Raw genomic sequence first — 17,132 nt, 5'->3', positions numbered from 1 at the left:
GGACACGCCGGCGCCCCGCCCGGATCGGCCGGGCGAGGCACCGGCGAGGTCATCGGGTGTACGGCAGCCGGCCGACGCCGGCCCAGATCGGCACCCGGGGGTGGGCGCCGGGCGCTTCGAGGTCGCCGGGTTCGGGCCACCAGGCGTCGACCGGTACGACCCCGGGTTCGAGGAGCCGCCAGCCGGCGAACAGGTCGGCGACCTGGGCCCGGCTACGGAACGTCAACGGCGTACCGGTGCGGGTGTTGTACTGCGCCACCACGCCGACCGTGGCCGCCGACATCTCGTCCGGCGTGGTCAGGTGGGAGACGACGAGGTGACTGCCGGGTGCGGCGACCGACCGGAACCCGGCGAGAATCCGGGCCGGGTCGTCGGCGACGAAGTGGAGGACCGCGACGGCGAGGACACCGACCGGCTGGTCGGGGTCGATCAGGTCCTGGGTCGCCGGGTCGGCAAGGATCGCGTTCACGTCGCGGATGTCGGCCTGCACCATCGCCGCGCGGTCGTCACCGGCCAGCAGGGACTGGCCGTGGGCGACGGCGACCGGGTCGATGTCGACGTAGACGACCCGGCCGTCGGGGTCGGCGGCGTGCACGATCTCGTGGACGTTGCCGACGGTCGGCAGCCCGGAACCGAGGTCGACGAACTGCCGTACGCCCTCGTCGAGCAGGAAGTCGACGGCGCGGCGCAGGAACGCCCGGTTGGCCTGGGCCCAGCGGCCGGCGTGCGGTTCGGCGGTGAGCATCTGCCGGGCGAGCGCCCGGTCGGCCGCGAAGTTCGCCGAGCCGCCCAGCAGCGCGTCGTAGACGCGGGCCGCGCTCGGCCGGTCGATGTCCACACCGGACGGATGCCGGCCGTCGGCGACGTCGCCGCTCATCCGGACACCGGCCCGTGCAGTGCCGACCAGCAACCCATGGTGGTGTGCCTCCCCGGTGGTGGGTTCCGGGCGGCGCTTCCGCCCGGCGATGTCCCCACTCAAGCCGCCGTCGCCGATGTCGTGGAGCCCCGTACGCGGGGAATGACAGCGCGGGCCGGGTCACGACATTCTTATGACAAATGGCGACATTGGCGCCGGTGCACATATCGGCCGGGGCACCCGTGTGGATCCGCCGGGCCGGCGGCGCGGATCGGTAGGGTCGTCGGATGCTGAACCGGGATCTGGAGAACATCGCGCGGACGGCCCTGGCGGCACACCTGCCCGGAACGCACCTCGGCAGGCTGGAGCCGCTGGGCGAGGGCGAGGACAACGTCGCGTACGAGGTCGACGGCGAACTGATCCTGCGCGTCCGCAAGGAGGCCGACCCGGCACCCGCGACCGAACGGGAGGCCCGCCTGCTCGCCACCGTCGCCGACCTGTCGCCGCTGCCGGTGCCGACGCCGCTGTTCGCCGCGCCGGAGCTGGGCTGCCTGGCGTACCGGAAGGTGCCGGGGGTGCCGCTGCTGGACCTGCCCGACCGCCTGGCGTACGCCGCACCGGTGGCCGCCGCGATCGGCCGGCTGCTCGGGGCGCTGCACGCCGTACCGGTCGAGCGGATGGCCGAGGTGGCCGAACCGGACCACCAGCCGCTGCCCGACTGGCTCGCCGAGGCCGTGGAGAACCACGCCGCCCTGGCCGGCCGGCTGCCGGCGGAGCACGGTGCGGCGATCGGGGCGTTCCTCGCCGCGCCGCCGCCGGACGGCGGGTACGTCCCGGTGTTCTCGCACAACGACCTCGGCGTCGAACACGTCCTCGTCGACCCGGCCACCCGGACGGTGACCGGCGTCGTCGACTGGAGCGACGCCGCGATCGTCGACCCGGCGTACGACTTCGGCCTGCTGTTGCGCGACCTCGGCCCGGCCGCGCTCGAGACGGCCCTGGACGCCGCCGGCCGCACCGGCCCGGACCGCGACGGGCTGCGTGACCGGGCCCTCTTCTACGCCCGGTGCGGTGTGTTCGAGGACCTCGTCTACGGCTTCGAGGCACCGGACCGGTCGGCGTACGTCGACAAGAGCCTCGCCGCGCTGCACTGGCTGTTCCCGGCACCCGGCGGCGACTGAGGCGGTCGGCCCCGGACCGGATGCCCGTCCGCACAGGGTTGTGTGCACGAAACGTGCGCCGGTGGCGCCGAGTCGGCGAGGGAGCGCCGGTGCCGCCGTCGATACAGTGGACGGTGCCGGATGGGTCGCGTACGCCGAGTTCGCGGAGGATGGGTGTGGACCGTCAGTCGGGCGACCTCGTCGAACTGGGTGGCGGTTGGAGCCTGTGGCCGTGGTTCTGCCTACGGGCCGCCGGCTTTCCCGTCGACCTGCTCGAACCGCTGGCCGACCCGCGACTGGCCGCGCTCGCCGACGACCTCGGCACCGCGCCGGAAGCCGAGCGCGAGGCGGCCTACCGGACGCGGTTCGACAGCGCCGGGGTGGCCCTCGGCAGGGCGCTGCACCGGGCCGCGAGCGATCCGCTGGTGCGCGAGGCGGTCGCCTGGCAGAACCCGCAGGCGCTGACCACCGGCTTCGACACGCTGCTGCGCCGCGACCCGGGCACGGTTTCGCGCACCGGCCGGCACCGCAAGACCGAGACGCTGGTGACCAGCTACCTGCACCGCTACTGCGCCAAGAACGACACGATCGGCTTCTTCGGCCCGCTGCGCTGGGGCCGGATCGACCCCGACCAGCCGCTGCCGGTCGGGCCCACGGACGACGACACTCCCGGCTCGCGCACCCTCTACCTCGAAGGCTGGGCGCTCGCCGCGCTGGGCCGGGCGCTGGCCCCGCCGCTGCGGCCGTGGCTGGTCCCGCGGCTGCTGCCGCTGCTGCGCGCCGACGGGTCGTCGCTGCGGATACCGCTGGCCGCCGACGTACCGCTCGATCCGGTGTCGGCGGCGGTGCTGGCCGCGCTGCGACCCGGCCGGACCGCCCGCGAGGTGGTGGCGGCCGTGGTGGCCGCCCCGGATGCCCCGACCGGTGACCCGGACCGGGTGTGGGCGGCGCTGACCGGCCTGCACCGGGCCCGGCGGATCGAATGGACCCTGGAGGCGCCGGCCGACGACCTGCGGGCTGCCGAGACGATGCGGGCCGTCGTGGCCGGGGTCGACGACCCGGCCGTACGCGAGCCGGCGTTGCGCGCCTTCGACCGGCTGGCCGCCGCGGCCGGCGGGGTGGAGGCGGCCCGCGGCGCCCCGGACAAGGTGGTCGCCGCGCTGGGCACGCTCGGCACCGTCTTCACCGAACTCACCGGCGAGGCGTCGGTACGGGAGGCCGGCGCGCTCTACGCCGGTCGCACCCTGGTCTTCGAGGAGTGCCGCCGGCCCGACTCGGTCGTGCTCGGCCGGGCCGCGCTCGATCCGCTGCGTGGGCCGCTGGCGCTGCTGCTCGACAGCGCCCGCTGGTACACGGCGGCCGGGGCGGCCCTCTACCGGCGCACCCTGCGGACGGTCTTCGACCGGCTGGCGGACGGCCGGGCGGACGGGGTGGTGCCGCTCGCCGAGTTGTGGCTCACCGCCCGGGGCCCGCTGCTCGACGCCCCGGACGCCCTGGTCCGGCCGTTGACCAGGGCGCTGCACCAGCGGTGGGAGCGGCTGCTCGCCGTGCCCGAGGGGGTGCGGCGGGTGGCGCGGACGTCGGCCGATCTGCGCGCCGGTTTCGCCGAGGTCTTCCCGGCCGGCCCGCCGGGCTGGGCCGCCGCCGTCCAGCACAGTCCCGACCTGATGATCGCCGCACCGGACCTCGACGCCGTACGCGCCGGCGACTTCGACTGGGTCCTCGGCGAGTTGCATCCGAGCTACCACACGATGCGCTACGCGAGCTGGGTCGACTGCCATCCGGAGCCGGAGGCGCTGGCCGCGGCGATGGCGGCCGACCTGCCCGGCGGCGTGGTCCGGATCGGTGCGACCGGGGCGCAGGGCGGCACCGCGACCAGGTTCTCGCGGCGGCTGCTCGGCCCGGCCGACCGGCGGCTGGTCTTCGCGCCGGACACCTGTGACGCCGACCCGGAACGCGACCTGGTGGTCGGCGCCTGCGACGTCGTCGACGTCGGGGGCCGGCTGACCGTCCGCCGGCACGCCGACGACCCCGGCTTCGACCTGGTCGAGGTGTTCGCCGACCTGATCGCCGGCAACCTGATGCCGCACTTCCGGCTGCTGTCGCCGGCGCCGCACCGGCCCCGGGTCACCATCGACCGGCTGGTGGTCAACCGGGAGACGTGGACGTTCCCGGCGGCCGCGCTCGGGTTCGCCGGGGACGCCGACGAGGCGCGGCGGTTCCTGGCCGCCCGCCGCTTCGCGGTCGGGCACGGGCTGCCCCGGCACGTGTTCGTCCGCGCCACCGGTGAGAAGAAGCCGGTGCACGTCGACCTCACCAGCCTGGCTTCGGTCGAGGTGCTGGCGCGGATGGTGCGCCGGGCCGACCGTACGGCCGGGTCCGAGGCCCGGGTGACGGTGACCGAGATGCTGCCGGCGCCGGACCAGATGTGGCTCGCCGACGCCGACGGCCGCCGCTACAGCGCCGAACTGCGGTTCGTCGCGGCGCCGTCCCGCTAGCGCTACCGGTCGACGGGGTCGGCGGTGGCGGCCACCGGCCGGTCCGGGTCGCTCTCCGGCGGCGGCTTCGGACCGTCGGTCGCCGTACGCAGGTTGGGGCGGGCCGCCAGGCAGGCCAGCGCGCCGAGGGCGGCGACCACGACGAGCAGCAGCATCGCCGTACGGGCCGTTTCGGCGGTGACCGAGACACCGGTGCCCTGGAGCACGGCGCCGACCGCGGCCGAGCCGATCATCGAGCCGATCTGGAGCGCGGTGACCAGTACGCCGGACGCCGCGCCGGCCAGTTTCGGCTGCACGCCACCGAGCGCGACGACGGCCAGCGGCGTGAACAGGAAGGCGTTGCCGATCCCGATGACGCTCATCGGCGCGACGAAGGACTGCCAGTCGGCGCCCTCGTACATCGCGGTCATCGCCCACAGCATGCCGCCGGCGGTCAGCACCGCGCCGACCAGCAGCAGGTGCTTGCCCTCGACGCGTTCGGAGAGCTTGCCGGCGACCGGGTCGAACAGGGTCGAGAACAGCGAGGCCGGCACGATCACCAGGCCGGCGGCGAGCGGGTCCATGCCCAGCACCGACTGGAGGAAGAGCGACAGCACCAGGACCAGGCCGATGACGGTGCCCGAGGTGGTGAGCGAGAAGGCGTTCATCAGCGTGTAGTTGCGGTCGCGGAAGAGGCCGAACGGGACCAGCGGTTCGCTGTCCTGCCGGCCGCGCTGCTGCACGACGAAGGCGGCGAAGAGGACCCCGGAGCCGGCGAGCAGCGCCCAGATCCAGCCGTTCCAGGCGTATCGCTCGCCCTGGCTGATCGCGAACGTGAGGCAGAAAAGGGCGGCCGAGGCGATGAGTACGCCGAGCAGGTCGAGGCGGTGTCGGCGCTCCGGGCGGGTCTCCGGGATGACCAGCCAGGCGAGCACCAGCATGGCGACGCCGAGCGGGGCGTTGACCAGGAAGACCCACCGCCAGTCGAGTGCGCTGACCAGCACCCCGCCGACGACCGGGCCGGTGACGGCGGCGACGCCGCCGACCGCGCCCCGGATGCCCAGCGCCATGCCGCGCCGGTCGGCCGGGAAGAACTCGACCAGCAGCGCGAGGGTCTGCGGGGTGAGCAGGGCGGCGCCGAGCCCCTGCGCGGCCCGGGAGGCGATGAGCTGCCCCGGGGTCTCGGCCAGCCCGGCGGTGAGGCTGAAGAGGGTGAAGAGGGCGACGCCGATCACGAACAGCCGGCGCCGGCCGTAGAGGTCGCCGAGCCGCCCGGCGGTGATCAGCACGACCGCCAGCACGAAGATGTACGCGCTGATCGACCAGACGACCTGGTCGGTGGTGGCGTCGAGGTCGGTCATCACGCTGGGGATGGCGACGGCCAGGACCGCCACGTCCAGTTGGGTCAGGAAGTAGGCCAGCGCCAGCACGGCCAGGATCGCCCACGGGTTGCCCCGCATCTTCGTCATGTCGGTCCGCTCCGTGGGTGCTCGTCGGTCGTGGTCAGGGCTGGGCCGCTTCCCGCCACAGCATGGGTGGGATCTTGTTGGTGCGTTCGACCCGGCCGAGGGCGGTGACCCGTTCGGTGGTGATCGCGTCCGGGTGGTGTTGGGCGATGACGCCCAGGTCGTAGAACTCGCGGAGCAGCCGCTCGTGGACCGCGCCGGGGTCGGCGTCGCCGGTGAAGTGGACGGTGAGTTGCCGTACGGAGTGGCGGGACTCGGTGCCGCGGGTGAGCACCAACTGGGCGTCGCGGACGCCGGGTTGGGCGCGTACGACCGAAAGGGCCTCGCCGATCCCGACGAGGGCGCCGTGCAGCTTGATCGCGTCGTCGGCGCGGCCGAGTACGCGCAGCGCGTCCGGGCGGCCGCAGCGGCATTCGGCGGGTGCGACCCGGTCGCCGAGGCGGTAGCGGACCGTCGGCACCGTCCATCCGGTGCCGCGCCGGGAGAGCAGTGCGCCGGCGTCGTCGGGTTCGATGACCTGGTCGGGCATCAGGTGGAGCACCGACAGGTCGCAGGCCGGGGTGTTGGTGGCCATCACGTACGTCTCGACGGAGCCGTAGTTGCCCCAGAAGCCGATGTCGGGGAAGGCGGCGCGGACCGTCTTCTCCTTGTCGTCGGTCCACGGTTCGGCCATCCAGATCAGTTTCTTCAGCGGCAGGACGAGGCCGGAGTCGAGTACGCCGCGGGCGAGGTCGGCCAGGGCGGTCGGGGTGCCGCAGACCGCGTCGACGCCGACGTCGTTCCACATCGGGATCCAGTCGGCGATCTCGGCCGGCGAGTGCGGGCCGGCCGGGATGATGTCGCAGCGGCTGTGCTCGGCCAGCGCCTGCATGTAGTAGTGCGAGGCCCACATCCGGCCGGGGGTGAACAGGTTGAGCATCAGGTTGCCGGGGGCGAGCGGCCGCCACTGGCGCAGCAGCCGGTCGTGTGCCTGGTGGTAGCTGACGAAGGTCAGCTTCGGCCGCCCGGTGGTGCCGCCGCTGGACATCAGGATGCCGCCCCCGTCGCGCGACATGTGCCGGGAGATCGCGAGGATCTCGGCCGGGCCGGTCACCGCCAACCCTTCCAGGCCGGCGGCGTCGTCGGGGACCGGCGCGCCGCCGTGGTCGGCCAGCCACCGGGCCTGGGCGAGGATGTCGTGCCAGGGCAGGCGGCCGATGGTCACGCCGGGCCTCCCCCGCCGGCCAGGAAGGCGGCGTGGCCGGCCTGGTATGCCTGGAAGCGGGACCGGACGATGGATCCGGCGATCCGGTCCTGCTCGGGGTCGCCGTTGAAGGCGACCGCGCCGTCGAGCTCGATCTCGGAGATCCAGTACCGGTCGCCGTCGATGAGGAAGTCGACGCAGAAGTACGGGGTGGGCAGCCGGGAGGCCGCGTAGGCGATCGCGTCCTCCAGGTCGGCGGGCAGGCTGGCGTAGCCGCGCTCGTGGCGGCCGCCGACCGCCTTGGTGACCATCAGGCAGTAGCCGTCCTTGACGCCCTCCAGCACGGTGTGTGCCCGGCCGTCGACGCAGTAGACCCGCTTTTCGTGCACGCCGGGCAGGTAGGGCTGGGCGACGAGCGCGGTGTCGGAGCCGCCGGCCAGGCCGATGACGCCGCGCAGGTCGTGCACGTTGTGCACGACCGAGATGCCGAGCCCCATCCCCCAGTAGGCCGGCTTGACGATCATCGGGTAGTCGAGGTTGGCGAAGGCGGGGTCGAAGTGCCCGCTCATCGCCTCCCGGCCGCCGATCACGCGTACGGTCGGCAGCAGCGGCACCGGGCTGTCCCGCAGGTGCAGCATCGTGGCGGTCTTGTCCTCGCCGATGTAGGACAGGGCCGGCGGGATCGGCAGGTAGAAGCCGGCCCGCTCCAGGATGGTGAAGAGGAAGAGCTGGTTCTCCACGTCCTGGCTCTGGTGCGGCAGCGAGTAGAGCGAGGTGACGAAGATGGTGTCGGCGGGCGTGACCGGGTCGCCGTTGAGGTAGAGCCTGGGCCGGGTCGCGTCGGTGGTGTCGACCGCGATCTCCTCCGGCTTGTTGAGCGTCATCTCCAGGCCGAGGTCGGCGGCCACCTTCCGGTAGGGCTCCCAGACGGCCTCGTCCTCGGCGCGGCGCTGCCAGGCCGTACCCCGGTCGGGGTAGATCCAGCTCAGCCGGCGGGCGGGGGACGCGGCGGTGGTTTCAGCCATCGGCTTCACTCCCATGGGTGCGGGCCGGCTCGGCGACCCGGGCGACGAACTCGCGGACCGTACGGGTGAACCTGTCGCGCTCCTCGACGAACGGCAGGTGTCCACTGTGGGCGAAGGTTTCCAGCCGGGCGCCCGGGATCGCGTCGGCGAGCCAGCCGCCGACGGCACCGGGATAGACCTGGCTGCGGGCACCGTGGACGAGCAGGGTCGGGACGCCCAGCCGGGAGACCCGTTGCCGCCAGTCGGCGGCGACCGCGTCGGCGAGCAGCGCGCCGACCGCGGCCGGGTCGCACCGGCCGGCCTGCGCGACCAGGTCGGCGACGACCGCCGGATCGGGGTCGGCGCCGACGGCGAACGAGCCGCGGACCAGGTTGTCGGCGAACGCGCCGTAGTCGGCGGCGATGGCCTGTCCGAACTGCGCGGCGGCGGCGGTGGTCAGGTTGCCGAAGGCCGGGAAGGGCCAGCCGTCGTCGCCGACGAGGCACGGGGTCTGCTCGACGGAGACCAGCCCGGCGGTCCGGGCGGCACCGAAGCGTTCGAGGTAGCCGTACGCGACGGTGGCGCCGAGCGACCAGCCGAGCAGCGTCACGTCGCGCAGGTCGAGCGCCTCGACGGTGCGGTGCACGTCCTCGGCGGCGGCGGCCAGCGACGCCGTACCGCCGGTGTTGCGGCCGTGGCCGGGCAGTTCGACGGTGACCACCCGGTGGTCGGCGGCGAGGTCGGCGACGGCCTCGGCGAGGAAGCCGGCGGTGGCGGCCAGCCCCGGTACGACCAGCAGGGTCGGGCCGGCGCCGCGGTCGTGGTGGATGCTCATCGGGATCCTCCGGAAAGGCCGAGGCGGTGCCGCAGCAGCGGTTTGTCGATCTTGCCGACCGGGGTGCGGGGTATCTCGTCGACGAACCGGACGGTGCCGTCCAGCCCGTGGGCGCGCAGGACGTCCTCCACGATCTTGCCGACCTCGTCGGTGGACCGGCCGGTGGCGGGCCGGACCGCGACGGCGACCTGGGCGGCGTACCGTCCGGGGTGGACGGCGAGGCAGACCGCGGTGTCGACGGCGCCGGTGCCGGCGATCTCGTCGTCGAGCATCGGGGCGAGCACCGGCCCGGCCGGGGTGGCCAGCGCCTCGGAGACCCGGCCCAGGATGCGGTAGGAGCCGTCGGGTCCGCGGCGGGCCACGTCGCCGGTCCAGAACTCGGGGGTGCGGAAGGTGCGGGCGTTGGCCTCGTCGTTGCCGAGGTAGCCCTCGCTGGTGCAGTCCGACTTCAGGACCAGCTCGCCGATGTCCGGCTCGGTGCCGACCGTCTCGGCGAAGGGTTCCAGGCGGGTGCCGACACCGCGTACGGGGATCATGCCGGCGTCGGCCTGAACCTCGTCGGTCATGTTGCCCAGCGCGAGACCGAACTCGGTGGAGCCGTAGATCTGCCGGATCCGGATGCCGAGCACCTCGTCGGCCCGCCGGATGACGGCCGGGGGCAGGTAGGCGCCACCGCACAGCGGCCGGCGCAGCCGGGACAGGTCTACCTCGCCGTCCGCCGCCGCCACCAGGTCCTCGTAGTGTTTCGGCAGCGCGCTCATCACCGTGATCCCGTACGTGGCGAGCTGGCGCAGCAGTACGTCCGCCGGGGTGGCCGGGTCGGCCAGCACCAGGCGGGCCCCGGACAGCAGCGCGGCGAAGACGTGCAGGTCGGTGGCGTGCGCGACGTCGAGGGTGTGCCGGCACAGGAACGCGTCGGTGTCGCGGATGTCGACGTCGGCGATCCAGCGACGGCGCTCCCGCACGAACTTGTCCTGCCGCCAGGCCATCAGCTTCGGGAAGCCGGTGGACCCGGAGGTCCACAGGGTGCGGAAGATCCGGTGGTGCACCTCGGTGGCGGGCTCCGCGAGCGGGTCGGCGGCGCCCAGCTCGTCGAGGCCCACGGTGGGCGGCCCGGGCGGCAGCTCGCGGTGACCGTCGGTCACCACCAGGACCGGCTCGGTACGGTCCAGCGCGGTGCGCAGGTCGGCCGCGTCGAAGTTGCCCATCAGCGGTACGTAGCGGGCGCCGAGCCGGGCCACGGCGATGATCAGTGCGACGTATCCGATGCTGTTGCGCATGGCGAAGGCGACGCTGTCGTCGGCGCGTACGCCCCGGGCGGCCAGGCCGCCGGCCAGGCGGTCGACCAGCGCGACCAGTTCGGTGTAGCTGACCGCGTCTCCTCCCGTGGTCTCGACGGCGGGTGCGTCGGGGCGGGCCGCGGCGACCGCGCGTACGGCCGTGTAGAGCGTGTCCGGGTCTTCGGCGGTCATGCCGTCCACCCGGCGTACGTGGCGAACCGCCAGTCCTTGGCCAGGCAGTCGACCTGCGCGTAGCCGGCCTGCCGCAGCCAGTCGAGTTGGGTGTCGACGTCGATGCAGATGTCGTGCTTCATCCGCTCGCGGCCGGCGGCCCACTCGTCGGCCGGCGTCTCGGAGTCGTGCACGTGCTTCTCGTGCTGGCGGTCGTAGAGCGCCTCGATCGCCGGGGTGGGCGCGAGCACCTGCTCGACGTTGACGAACAGGCCGCCCGGGCGCAGTACGTCGCGGATGCGGGCGAACAGGTCGCGCTTGCCCTCGTGCGGCAGGTGGTGGATCGCCAGGCCGGAGACGACGGCGTCGAACGGGCCGACCGGCAGCGGGTCGGTGAGGTCGGCGACCAGCGTGCGAACGTGCTCGACGGTCTCGAAACGCTGCACGGCCTTGGCCAGCATCGGCTGCGACCGGTCGACGAGGAGCAGTTCGGCGTCGGGCAGCCGCTCCAGCAGCGCCGCGCTGAGCAGGCCGGTGCCGGCGCCCAGGTCGAGGATGCGGGGCCGGCGGGGCACCGACATGGCGACCACGCTGACCGCGCTGCCGTAGAGGAGGTCGAACGACGGGATCAGTTGCCGCCGCAGCGCGTCGAAGGTCGCCGGATTCCAGAGTTCGGTGGTCACAGGTCTCCCCCCATCAGCCTTACGGCAATGGATCGGTCAGGGCTGGGCGGTGGCCGAGCTACGCCACAATGGGCGGCCGGATTCGCGCCAGACATTGACCGTGGTGCAGTGGTTTCACCCGGTCCCCCTGCTTGCCGAGATCCAGAAAGAATGCACCCGGCAGCAATGCCACCTGGCCACGTCGCCGAGCATCACTATAGACGATGATCATTCAGTTAGAAACGGGTAGATCATCTGACGAACCCGACGGATACGGGCCCTTCGAATTCACGTCCGTCGCACCGTTGCCATATTGCGGAGAGTGACTGTCGGGAGGGTGACATCCGGGGTGGCACATGCCACCCACCAGCGGATTGACAGCGGGTGGGCGACTCCGAAAGACTTACCGTCCACAACAGAAGATGCGTGCACCGTGGGGGAAGTCCGGTCGAAGTCCGGCGCTGGCCCGCAACGGTAGGCCGTCGAGCACTGCATTGTGCCCGGCGGTGAGCCCGAATGCCCACCTGCGCGCAAACCCGCTCCTCACCCGTCGTGGCCCACGGGACGGAGTCCGGATAAATCCCCACCGCGCACCGTGAGCGCAGGGACCTCCGGCCTCGTTACCTTCGGGCCGGAAAGGCGTGCCCACACATGGTCCGCTCGCTATCCCGGCACAAACTCCCCGCCCTGCTGTGCGGCGTACTCGCCGCCGCCCTGACCGTCGCGGCACCGGCCGCCGCGGCCGCCGCCCCGCCGACCCTGAGCCGCTCCGACGCCGCCGCCGGCTGGCTGGCCCGGCAGATGGTCGACGGCGAGCGCTTCGAGACCGAGTTCGGCGGCGTCAGCTACCCCGACCAGGGCCTCACCATCGACGCCGTCTTCGCGTTCGCCGCCGCCAAGGTCGCCGACGAGAACGGCGCCAAGGCGCTCACCTGGCTCGCCCGGCCGGAGATCCTCACCGGCTACGTCGGCGACGGCAGCACCGAGGCTTACGCCGGCGCCACCGCCAAGCTCACCCTCGCCGCCCAGGTCCGGGGTGTCGACCCGACCGCGTTCGGCGGCGTCGACCTGGTCGCCCGACTGCGCGGCCTGGAAGACCCGTCCGGCCGGTTCTCCGACCGGTCCGCGTGGGGCGACTACAGCAACGCCTTCAGCCAGTCCTTCGCTCTGCTCGCCCTCGACCGCACCCCGGCCGGCGCCCCCGCCACCGCCGCCGCGTTCCTGGCCGGCAGCCGCTGCGCCGACGGCGGCTACCCGCTGCTGTTCGCGCAGGCCACCTGCGTCAGCGACGTCGACGCGACGGCGCTGGCCGTGCAGGCCCTGCTGGCCGTCGACCGGTACGCCGACGCGGCGGCCGGGCTCGCCTGGCTGACCGGCGTACAGGCCGCGAACGGCTCGTTCGGCAACGCGGCCGGCGAGCCGAACGCCAACAGCACCGGTCTCGCCGCCCAGGCGCTGTGGGCCGGCGGGCGGCTGATCGCCGCCGCCAGGGCGAACATCTTCCTGCTCGGGCTCCAGGTCGGCTGCTCCGGCCCGGTGGCCGACCGTGGCGCGGTCGCGTACACCGGCGCCGGCTTCGACCCGGCCACCGCACCCCGGGCCACCGCCCAGGCCGTCCCGGGGCTGGCCGCGGTCGGCTTCGCGAAGCTCTCCGCCACCGGCGCCCGCGGCGCCGCGCCCACCCTGGCGTGCCGGTGAGTACGGCGATCGCGCGGACCCGACGCTGGGCCGCGACCCTCGCCGCGCTCCTGGTGCTGACCGCCGGCCTCACCGTCGCCGAGCCGGCACCCCGGGCCGCGCACGCCGCGGCCTGCGTCGGGACGACCGGCGTCACGGTCGTCGTCGACTTCACCGCCTTCGGCGGGTCGATCGAGGTACGGTGCGCGCCCGGCGACCCGGCCACCGGGCTGGCCGCCCTCCAGGGCGCCGGCTTCGCCGTCACCGGTACGGCCCGGTGGGGGCTGGCGTTCGTCTGCCGCCTCGACGGGCTGCCGACCGCTGCCACCGAACCGTGCGTCAACACCCCGCCGGCCAGCGCGTACTGGTCGTACTGGCACGCGCCGGCCGGCGGCAGCTGGTCGTACAGCACGCTCGGCGCCAGCAGCTACAACCCGGCACCGGGCACTGTGGAGGGATGGTCGTTCGGGTCCGGCGCGGCCCCGGGCATCTCGCCCCCGTGATCCGCTGACGATCCGGGCCGGGCGGCTTCCCCCCGCCCGGCCCGGATGTGTCGGCCCGGTCCCGTACCCTCCCGCCAGGCATTTCGGGTTCCGGTGGAGGAGAACGGGTCATGAGCAGTCTCGGTGTGCACTTCGCGATCGACGAGGAGGCGGCGGCCCGGCTGCTGTCGGCCGACGACGACGCGGCGGTGATGGCGATCGTCACCGGGATCGAGGAGGCCTGGGACGAGGTCGACCACTGCGAGACCGACAAGGCCTGGGACGCGATCCACCGCTGCCTGACCGACGGCCTGCTCGGCTACGACAACGGCGACTATCCCCTCAACGCGGCGGTCCTCGGCGGTCTCCAGGTCCACGAGGACGACGACTACATCGTCGGCCTCCTCACCCCGGACCGGGTACGCGACGTCGCCGAAGCGCTCGTCCCGGTCGACCGCGACCGGCTGCTCGCCGGCTACCGGGCGATCGACGTCGAGGACTACGGCGTGAACCACGGCGCCGAGGACTTCGAATACACCTGGGCGAACTTCACCGATCTCGTGGCCTTCTTCCAGCGCGCCGCCCGCGACGGCAAGCACGTGATCTTCACCGTCGACCAGTGAGCGTCAGCGACCGCTGTCACTCCAGGTGGAACGTTGCCGACCCCCGTTCGGCGGCCGTGCCCACCGGCTCGATGAACAGCAGCCCGGTGCGGTGGCGGACGTACCGGCCGGGGAAGTTCCCCGATTCGAGCGAGATCCCGGCACCGTCGGCCAGTCCGGGCCGGCGTACGAAGCTCGCGTCGGCCCGGAACAGGGCCGAGCCGTCGTCGCGCTCCAGGTGGATCTCGTAGTTGCGGTGCCGCAGGTAGTGGCCGGGGAAGTTGGTCGACTCCAACGACACCGACCCGGCGCCGGCCAGGCCGGTGACGATCCGGAACTGGGAGTCGGCCAGGTTCGTCACGTTCGGCTCGACCCGGCCCCGGTAGGCGGAGTGGCGGACGAAGTTGGCGGGGAGGTCGTGCGAACGCAGCCGTACCGGGGTCGCGCCGTCGGGGACCGGGATGCCGAAGTTGGGCGTGCCGTCGGCGTTCCAGTACAGCTTCTGGATACGGGTCCGCCGGTTCGGGTCGTTGAGCGGGTCGCCGCTGATGTCCCGGTAGTTGCGGTCGTGGTAGACGAGGATGTCGCTCTGCCCGTCGTCGGACGTGGTGAACGAGTTGTGGCCGGGACCGTACTGGCCGGTGGCGGCGTTGCTGGCGAAGACCGGGGTCGGGCTCTTCGTCCAGGACGCCGGGTTGAGCAGGTCCGCCGTCGCGGCGGCGGTCAGCAGGCCGAGACAGTAGTTGGCATCTGTCGCGCTGGCCGAGTAGGTCAGGAAGATCCGGCCGTTGCGCTGGATCACCGCCGGTCCCTCGGCCACCCGGAAGCCCCGGGTCTCCCAGTCGTACGTCGGCACGGTCAGCCGGGTCACCGGGCCGGTGATCGTCCACGGGTCGGCGCCCATCCGCGCCAGGTAGAGGTTGGAGTTGGTGGCGATCCCCGGCTCCTGCTGCGCCCAGGTCAGGTAGCGCACCCCGCCGGCGACGAACGTCGAGGCGTCCAGGGCGAAGGTGTCCCACGGCGTGGTGATCCGGCCGCGTTCGGTCCACGAGCCGCCGAGCGGGTTCGCGGCGGAGTTCTCCAGCACGTACATCCGGATCCGCCAGATGTCGTCGGCCCGGCCGGCGGCGAAGTAGACGTACCACCGGCCGTTGATGAAGTGGATCTCCGGTGCCCAGATGTGGGCGCTCATCTCGCCGCTGGTGTGCCGGCGCCAGATCGTGGTCTCCGGGGCGGTGGAGAGCCCTTGCAGGGTGGTGGCGCGGCGCAGCACGATGCGGTCGTACTCGGGCACCGTGGCGGTCAGGTAGTAGTAGCCGTCGGTGTGCCTGACGATGTGCGGGTCGGCCCGCTGGGCGACCAGCGGGTTGGTGTGGTTGACCGCCGGGGCGGCGGGGGCCGGTGCCGCCGGCAGCAGGCTCGCCAGCACGGCGAGCACTGTCGCGGTGGCGACCCGGCGGACGAGACCGGCGCGGCGCGGCGCGGCGGGACTGGTCATCGGCGTCTCCTCGTACGGTCCGGTCGGCGGCGGATGCGGCCCGCCGATCACTGGTAGCCGCCAGCATTGTGAAGGCTAACATCGATGCTTATCAAGCGTTCCGGACGACTTAGTTGCCACTCCATCCCATGTCCAAGCAGGTAGATCCACCAGCAATCCTGTTCGACCAACACTGACCGGCAGCTTGACAAGCCATATTGTTAACGCGACCATCATCGATGCATTCCGTCGACGGCAGGGAGCGGGCCGATGCCACCCATCCGTGAGAAGCAACCCCACCGCACGCGGCCGCGCTGGCGCGCGGGCCTCGCCGCCGGCCTCGTCCTCGTCGTGACGGGCACCGCCGCGACCGTCGCCATGCCGGCGGCCTCTGCCGCCACCGTCGACACCAACGCCTACTACGTGCTCGTCAACCGGCACAGCGGCAAGGCCCTCGACGTCTACAACCTGGCCACCAACGACGGCGCCCCGATCAACCAGTACGCCCGCAACGACGGCGCGTGGCAGCAGTGGCGGTTCCTGGACGCCGGCAACGGCTTCTTCCGGGTGCAGTCCCGGCACAGCGGCAAGGTGCTCGAACTGCCCAACGCCAACGACGGTGTCCAACTGGTCCAGAACGCCGACAACGGCAGCACCCGGCAGCACTTCCGGCTGGCCGACTCCGCCGGCGGCCACGTACGGCTGATCAACCGACACAGCGGCAAGGCCCTCGACGTGTGGGAGTGGTCGACGGCAGACGGGGCCATGGTCTCGCAGTACCAGGACCTGGACGGCAACAACCAGCAGTGGCGGATGGTCAATCTGGGACCGGTGGTCGGCACCCCGGGGACCTTCACCAACCCGATCAAGCGCAACGGCCCGGACCCGTGGCTGCAACACCACAACGGTTTCTACTACCTGGCCACGACCACCTGGAACTCCACGATCACGATGCGCCGGTCGAGCACACTCAGCGGCCTCTTCGGCGCCCCCGAGCAGGTCGTCTTCGATCTCTCCGGGCGCCCGAACGGCTGCTGCAACATGTGGGCCCCCGAGTTCCACCTGCTCGACGGACCCAACGGGCGCCGCTGGTACCTCTACTACGTCGCCGGTCAGAACGTCAGCGACTTCAACCCGACCCAGCGGCTGCACGTGCTGGAGAGCGCCGGCACCGACCCGATGGGGCCGTACACCTTCAAGGCCGACCTCGGCAGCGACTGGCAACTGGACGCCAGTGTCCTGAAGGTCAACGGCAACCTCTACCTGCTGGGCACCTACAACGGCGGCGGCAACGGCCAGAGCCTGTTCATCACCCCGCTCAGCAACCCGTGGACGATCAGCGGCTCCCGGGTCCGGCTCACCTCGCCGACGCTGAGTTGGGAGCGACAGACCCATCCGGTCGCCGAGGGACCCGAACCGCTCTACCACAACGGCCGAACCATGATCGTCTACTCGGCCAGCGCCTGCTGGGGCCCCGACTACAAACTCGGCCTACTCACCCTGACCGGCAGCAATCCGCTCAACCCGGCCTCCTGGACCAAACACCCCACCCCGGTGTTCCAGCGCAGCGACGCCAACGGCGTCTACGCCCCCGGCCACAACGGTTTCTTCAAGTCACCGGACGGCACCGAGGACTGGATCGTCTACCACGCCAACGACTCGGCCGGCGGCGGCTGCGACATGAACCGCTCCACCCGCGCCCAGAAGTTCACCTGGAACGCCGACGGGACACCGAATTTCGGGACCCCGGTCCGGCTGGGCGTCCAACTCGCCGCCCCCTCCGGCGAGTAGCCGCCCGGG

The 17,132-nt window shown here is 72.7% G+C and carries 14 protein-coding genes and 1 riboswitch; of the genes, 6 read left to right on the top strand and 8 right to left on the bottom strand.

From position 1 onward, the window contains the following. Positions 1–49: 49 nt before the first annotated feature. Complete coding sequence (locus QCD66_RS03185; protein ID WP_364210580.1) at positions 50–877, bottom strand: SAM-dependent methyltransferase; 828 nt, start codon at positions 875–877, stop codon at positions 50–52. Positions 878–1,143: 266 nt separating this feature from the next. Between QCD66_RS03185 and QCD66_RS03180 the strand changes: the two genes are divergently transcribed. Continuing rightward, positions 1,144–2,037, top strand: coding sequence for a phosphotransferase family protein (locus QCD66_RS03180; protein ID WP_375734404.1), 894 nt, complete (start codon positions 1,144–1,146; stop codon positions 2,035–2,037). Between the two features lie 155 nt (positions 2,038–2,192). Beyond that, complete coding sequence (locus QCD66_RS03175; RefSeq protein ID WP_375734405.1) at positions 2,193–4,514, top strand: lantibiotic dehydratase; 2,322 nt, start codon at positions 2,193–2,195, stop codon at positions 4,512–4,514. Positions 4,515–4,516: 2 nt separating this feature from the next. Here the strand turns inward: QCD66_RS03175 and QCD66_RS03170 are convergent, their stop codons facing one another. From QCD66_RS03170 to QCD66_RS03145, 6 genes are read right to left on the bottom strand one after another with little or no spacing between them, the layout of a single operon-like run. Then, positions 4,517–5,962, bottom strand: coding sequence for a DHA2 family efflux MFS transporter permease subunit (locus QCD66_RS03170; protein ID WP_375734406.1), 1,446 nt, complete (start codon positions 5,960–5,962; stop codon positions 4,517–4,519). A gap of 34 nt (positions 5,963–5,996) precedes the next feature. Beyond that, on the bottom strand, positions 5,997–7,163 hold the full coding sequence (locus tag QCD66_RS03165) for a hypothetical protein (RefSeq protein WP_375734407.1): 1,167 nt from the start codon (positions 7,161–7,163) through the stop codon (positions 5,997–5,999). Beyond that, complete coding sequence (locus QCD66_RS03160) at positions 7,160–8,167, bottom strand: hypothetical protein (RefSeq protein ID WP_364210565.1); 1,008 nt, start codon at positions 8,165–8,167, stop codon at positions 7,160–7,162. The genes QCD66_RS03165 and QCD66_RS03160 overlap by 4 nt, the downstream gene beginning before the upstream one ends. Continuing rightward, entirely contained in the window at positions 8,160–8,981 is an 822-nt protein-coding gene (locus tag QCD66_RS03155; RefSeq protein ID WP_375734408.1) for an alpha/beta fold hydrolase, read from the bottom strand. Before QCD66_RS03155 ends, QCD66_RS03160 begins: the two co-directional genes overlap by 8 nt. Further along, complete coding sequence (locus QCD66_RS03150) at positions 8,978–10,453, bottom strand: class I adenylate-forming enzyme family protein (RefSeq protein WP_375734409.1); 1,476 nt, start codon at positions 10,451–10,453, stop codon at positions 8,978–8,980. Before QCD66_RS03150 ends, QCD66_RS03155 begins: the two co-directional genes overlap by 4 nt. After that, entirely contained in the window at positions 10,450–11,115 is a 666-nt protein-coding gene (locus QCD66_RS03145) for a class I SAM-dependent methyltransferase (protein ID WP_357536623.1), read from the bottom strand. Before QCD66_RS03145 ends, QCD66_RS03150 begins: the two co-directional genes overlap by 4 nt. 382 nt (positions 11,116–11,497) lie before the next feature. Beyond that, positions 11,498–11,637: riboswitch (cobalamin riboswitch) on the top strand. A 108-nt stretch (positions 11,638–11,745) separates the two neighbouring features. Between QCD66_RS03145 and QCD66_RS03140 the strand changes: the two genes are divergently transcribed. The 3 genes from QCD66_RS03140 (at position 11,746) to QCD66_RS03130 (ending at position 13,876) form a co-directional block, all read left to right on the top strand. After that, on the top strand, positions 11,746–12,792 hold the full coding sequence (locus QCD66_RS03140) for a peptidase (RefSeq protein WP_375734410.1): 1,047 nt from the start codon (positions 11,746–11,748) through the stop codon (positions 12,790–12,792). Further along, the gene (locus QCD66_RS03135; protein WP_375734411.1) at positions 12,783–13,274 is read left to right on the top strand and encodes a hypothetical protein; all 492 of its coding nucleotides are present in this window, start codon (positions 12,783–12,785) and stop codon (positions 13,272–13,274) included. The genes QCD66_RS03140 and QCD66_RS03135 overlap by 10 nt, the downstream gene beginning before the upstream one ends. Positions 13,275–13,384: 110 nt before the next feature. Further along, the gene (locus QCD66_RS03130; protein ID WP_357536627.1) at positions 13,385–13,876 is read left to right on the top strand and encodes a YfbM family protein; all 492 of its coding nucleotides are present in this window, start codon (positions 13,385–13,387) and stop codon (positions 13,874–13,876) included. Between the two features lie 16 nt (positions 13,877–13,892). Here QCD66_RS03130 and QCD66_RS03125 read toward each other — a convergent pair whose 3' ends face one another. Continuing rightward, positions 13,893–15,353, bottom strand: coding sequence for a family 43 glycosylhydrolase (locus QCD66_RS03125; RefSeq protein ID WP_375734412.1), 1,461 nt, complete (start codon positions 15,351–15,353; stop codon positions 13,893–13,895). Positions 15,354–15,602: 249 nt separating this feature from the next. Between QCD66_RS03125 and QCD66_RS03120 the strand changes: the two genes are divergently transcribed. Beyond that, positions 15,603–17,123, top strand: a complete 1,521-nt coding sequence (locus QCD66_RS03120; RefSeq protein ID WP_375734413.1) for a family 43 glycosylhydrolase — start codon at positions 15,603–15,605, stop codon at positions 17,121–17,123. Positions 17,124–17,132: the final 9 nt, after the last annotated feature.

Source organism: Polymorphospora sp. A560 (assembly GCF_045781765.1).
Lineage (GTDB): Bacteria > Actinomycetota > Actinomycetes > Mycobacteriales > Micromonosporaceae > Polymorphospora > Polymorphospora lycopeni.
The sequence above is the reverse complement of the archived record's forward strand: the minus strand, read 5'-3'. Positions and strand labels throughout refer to the sequence as shown.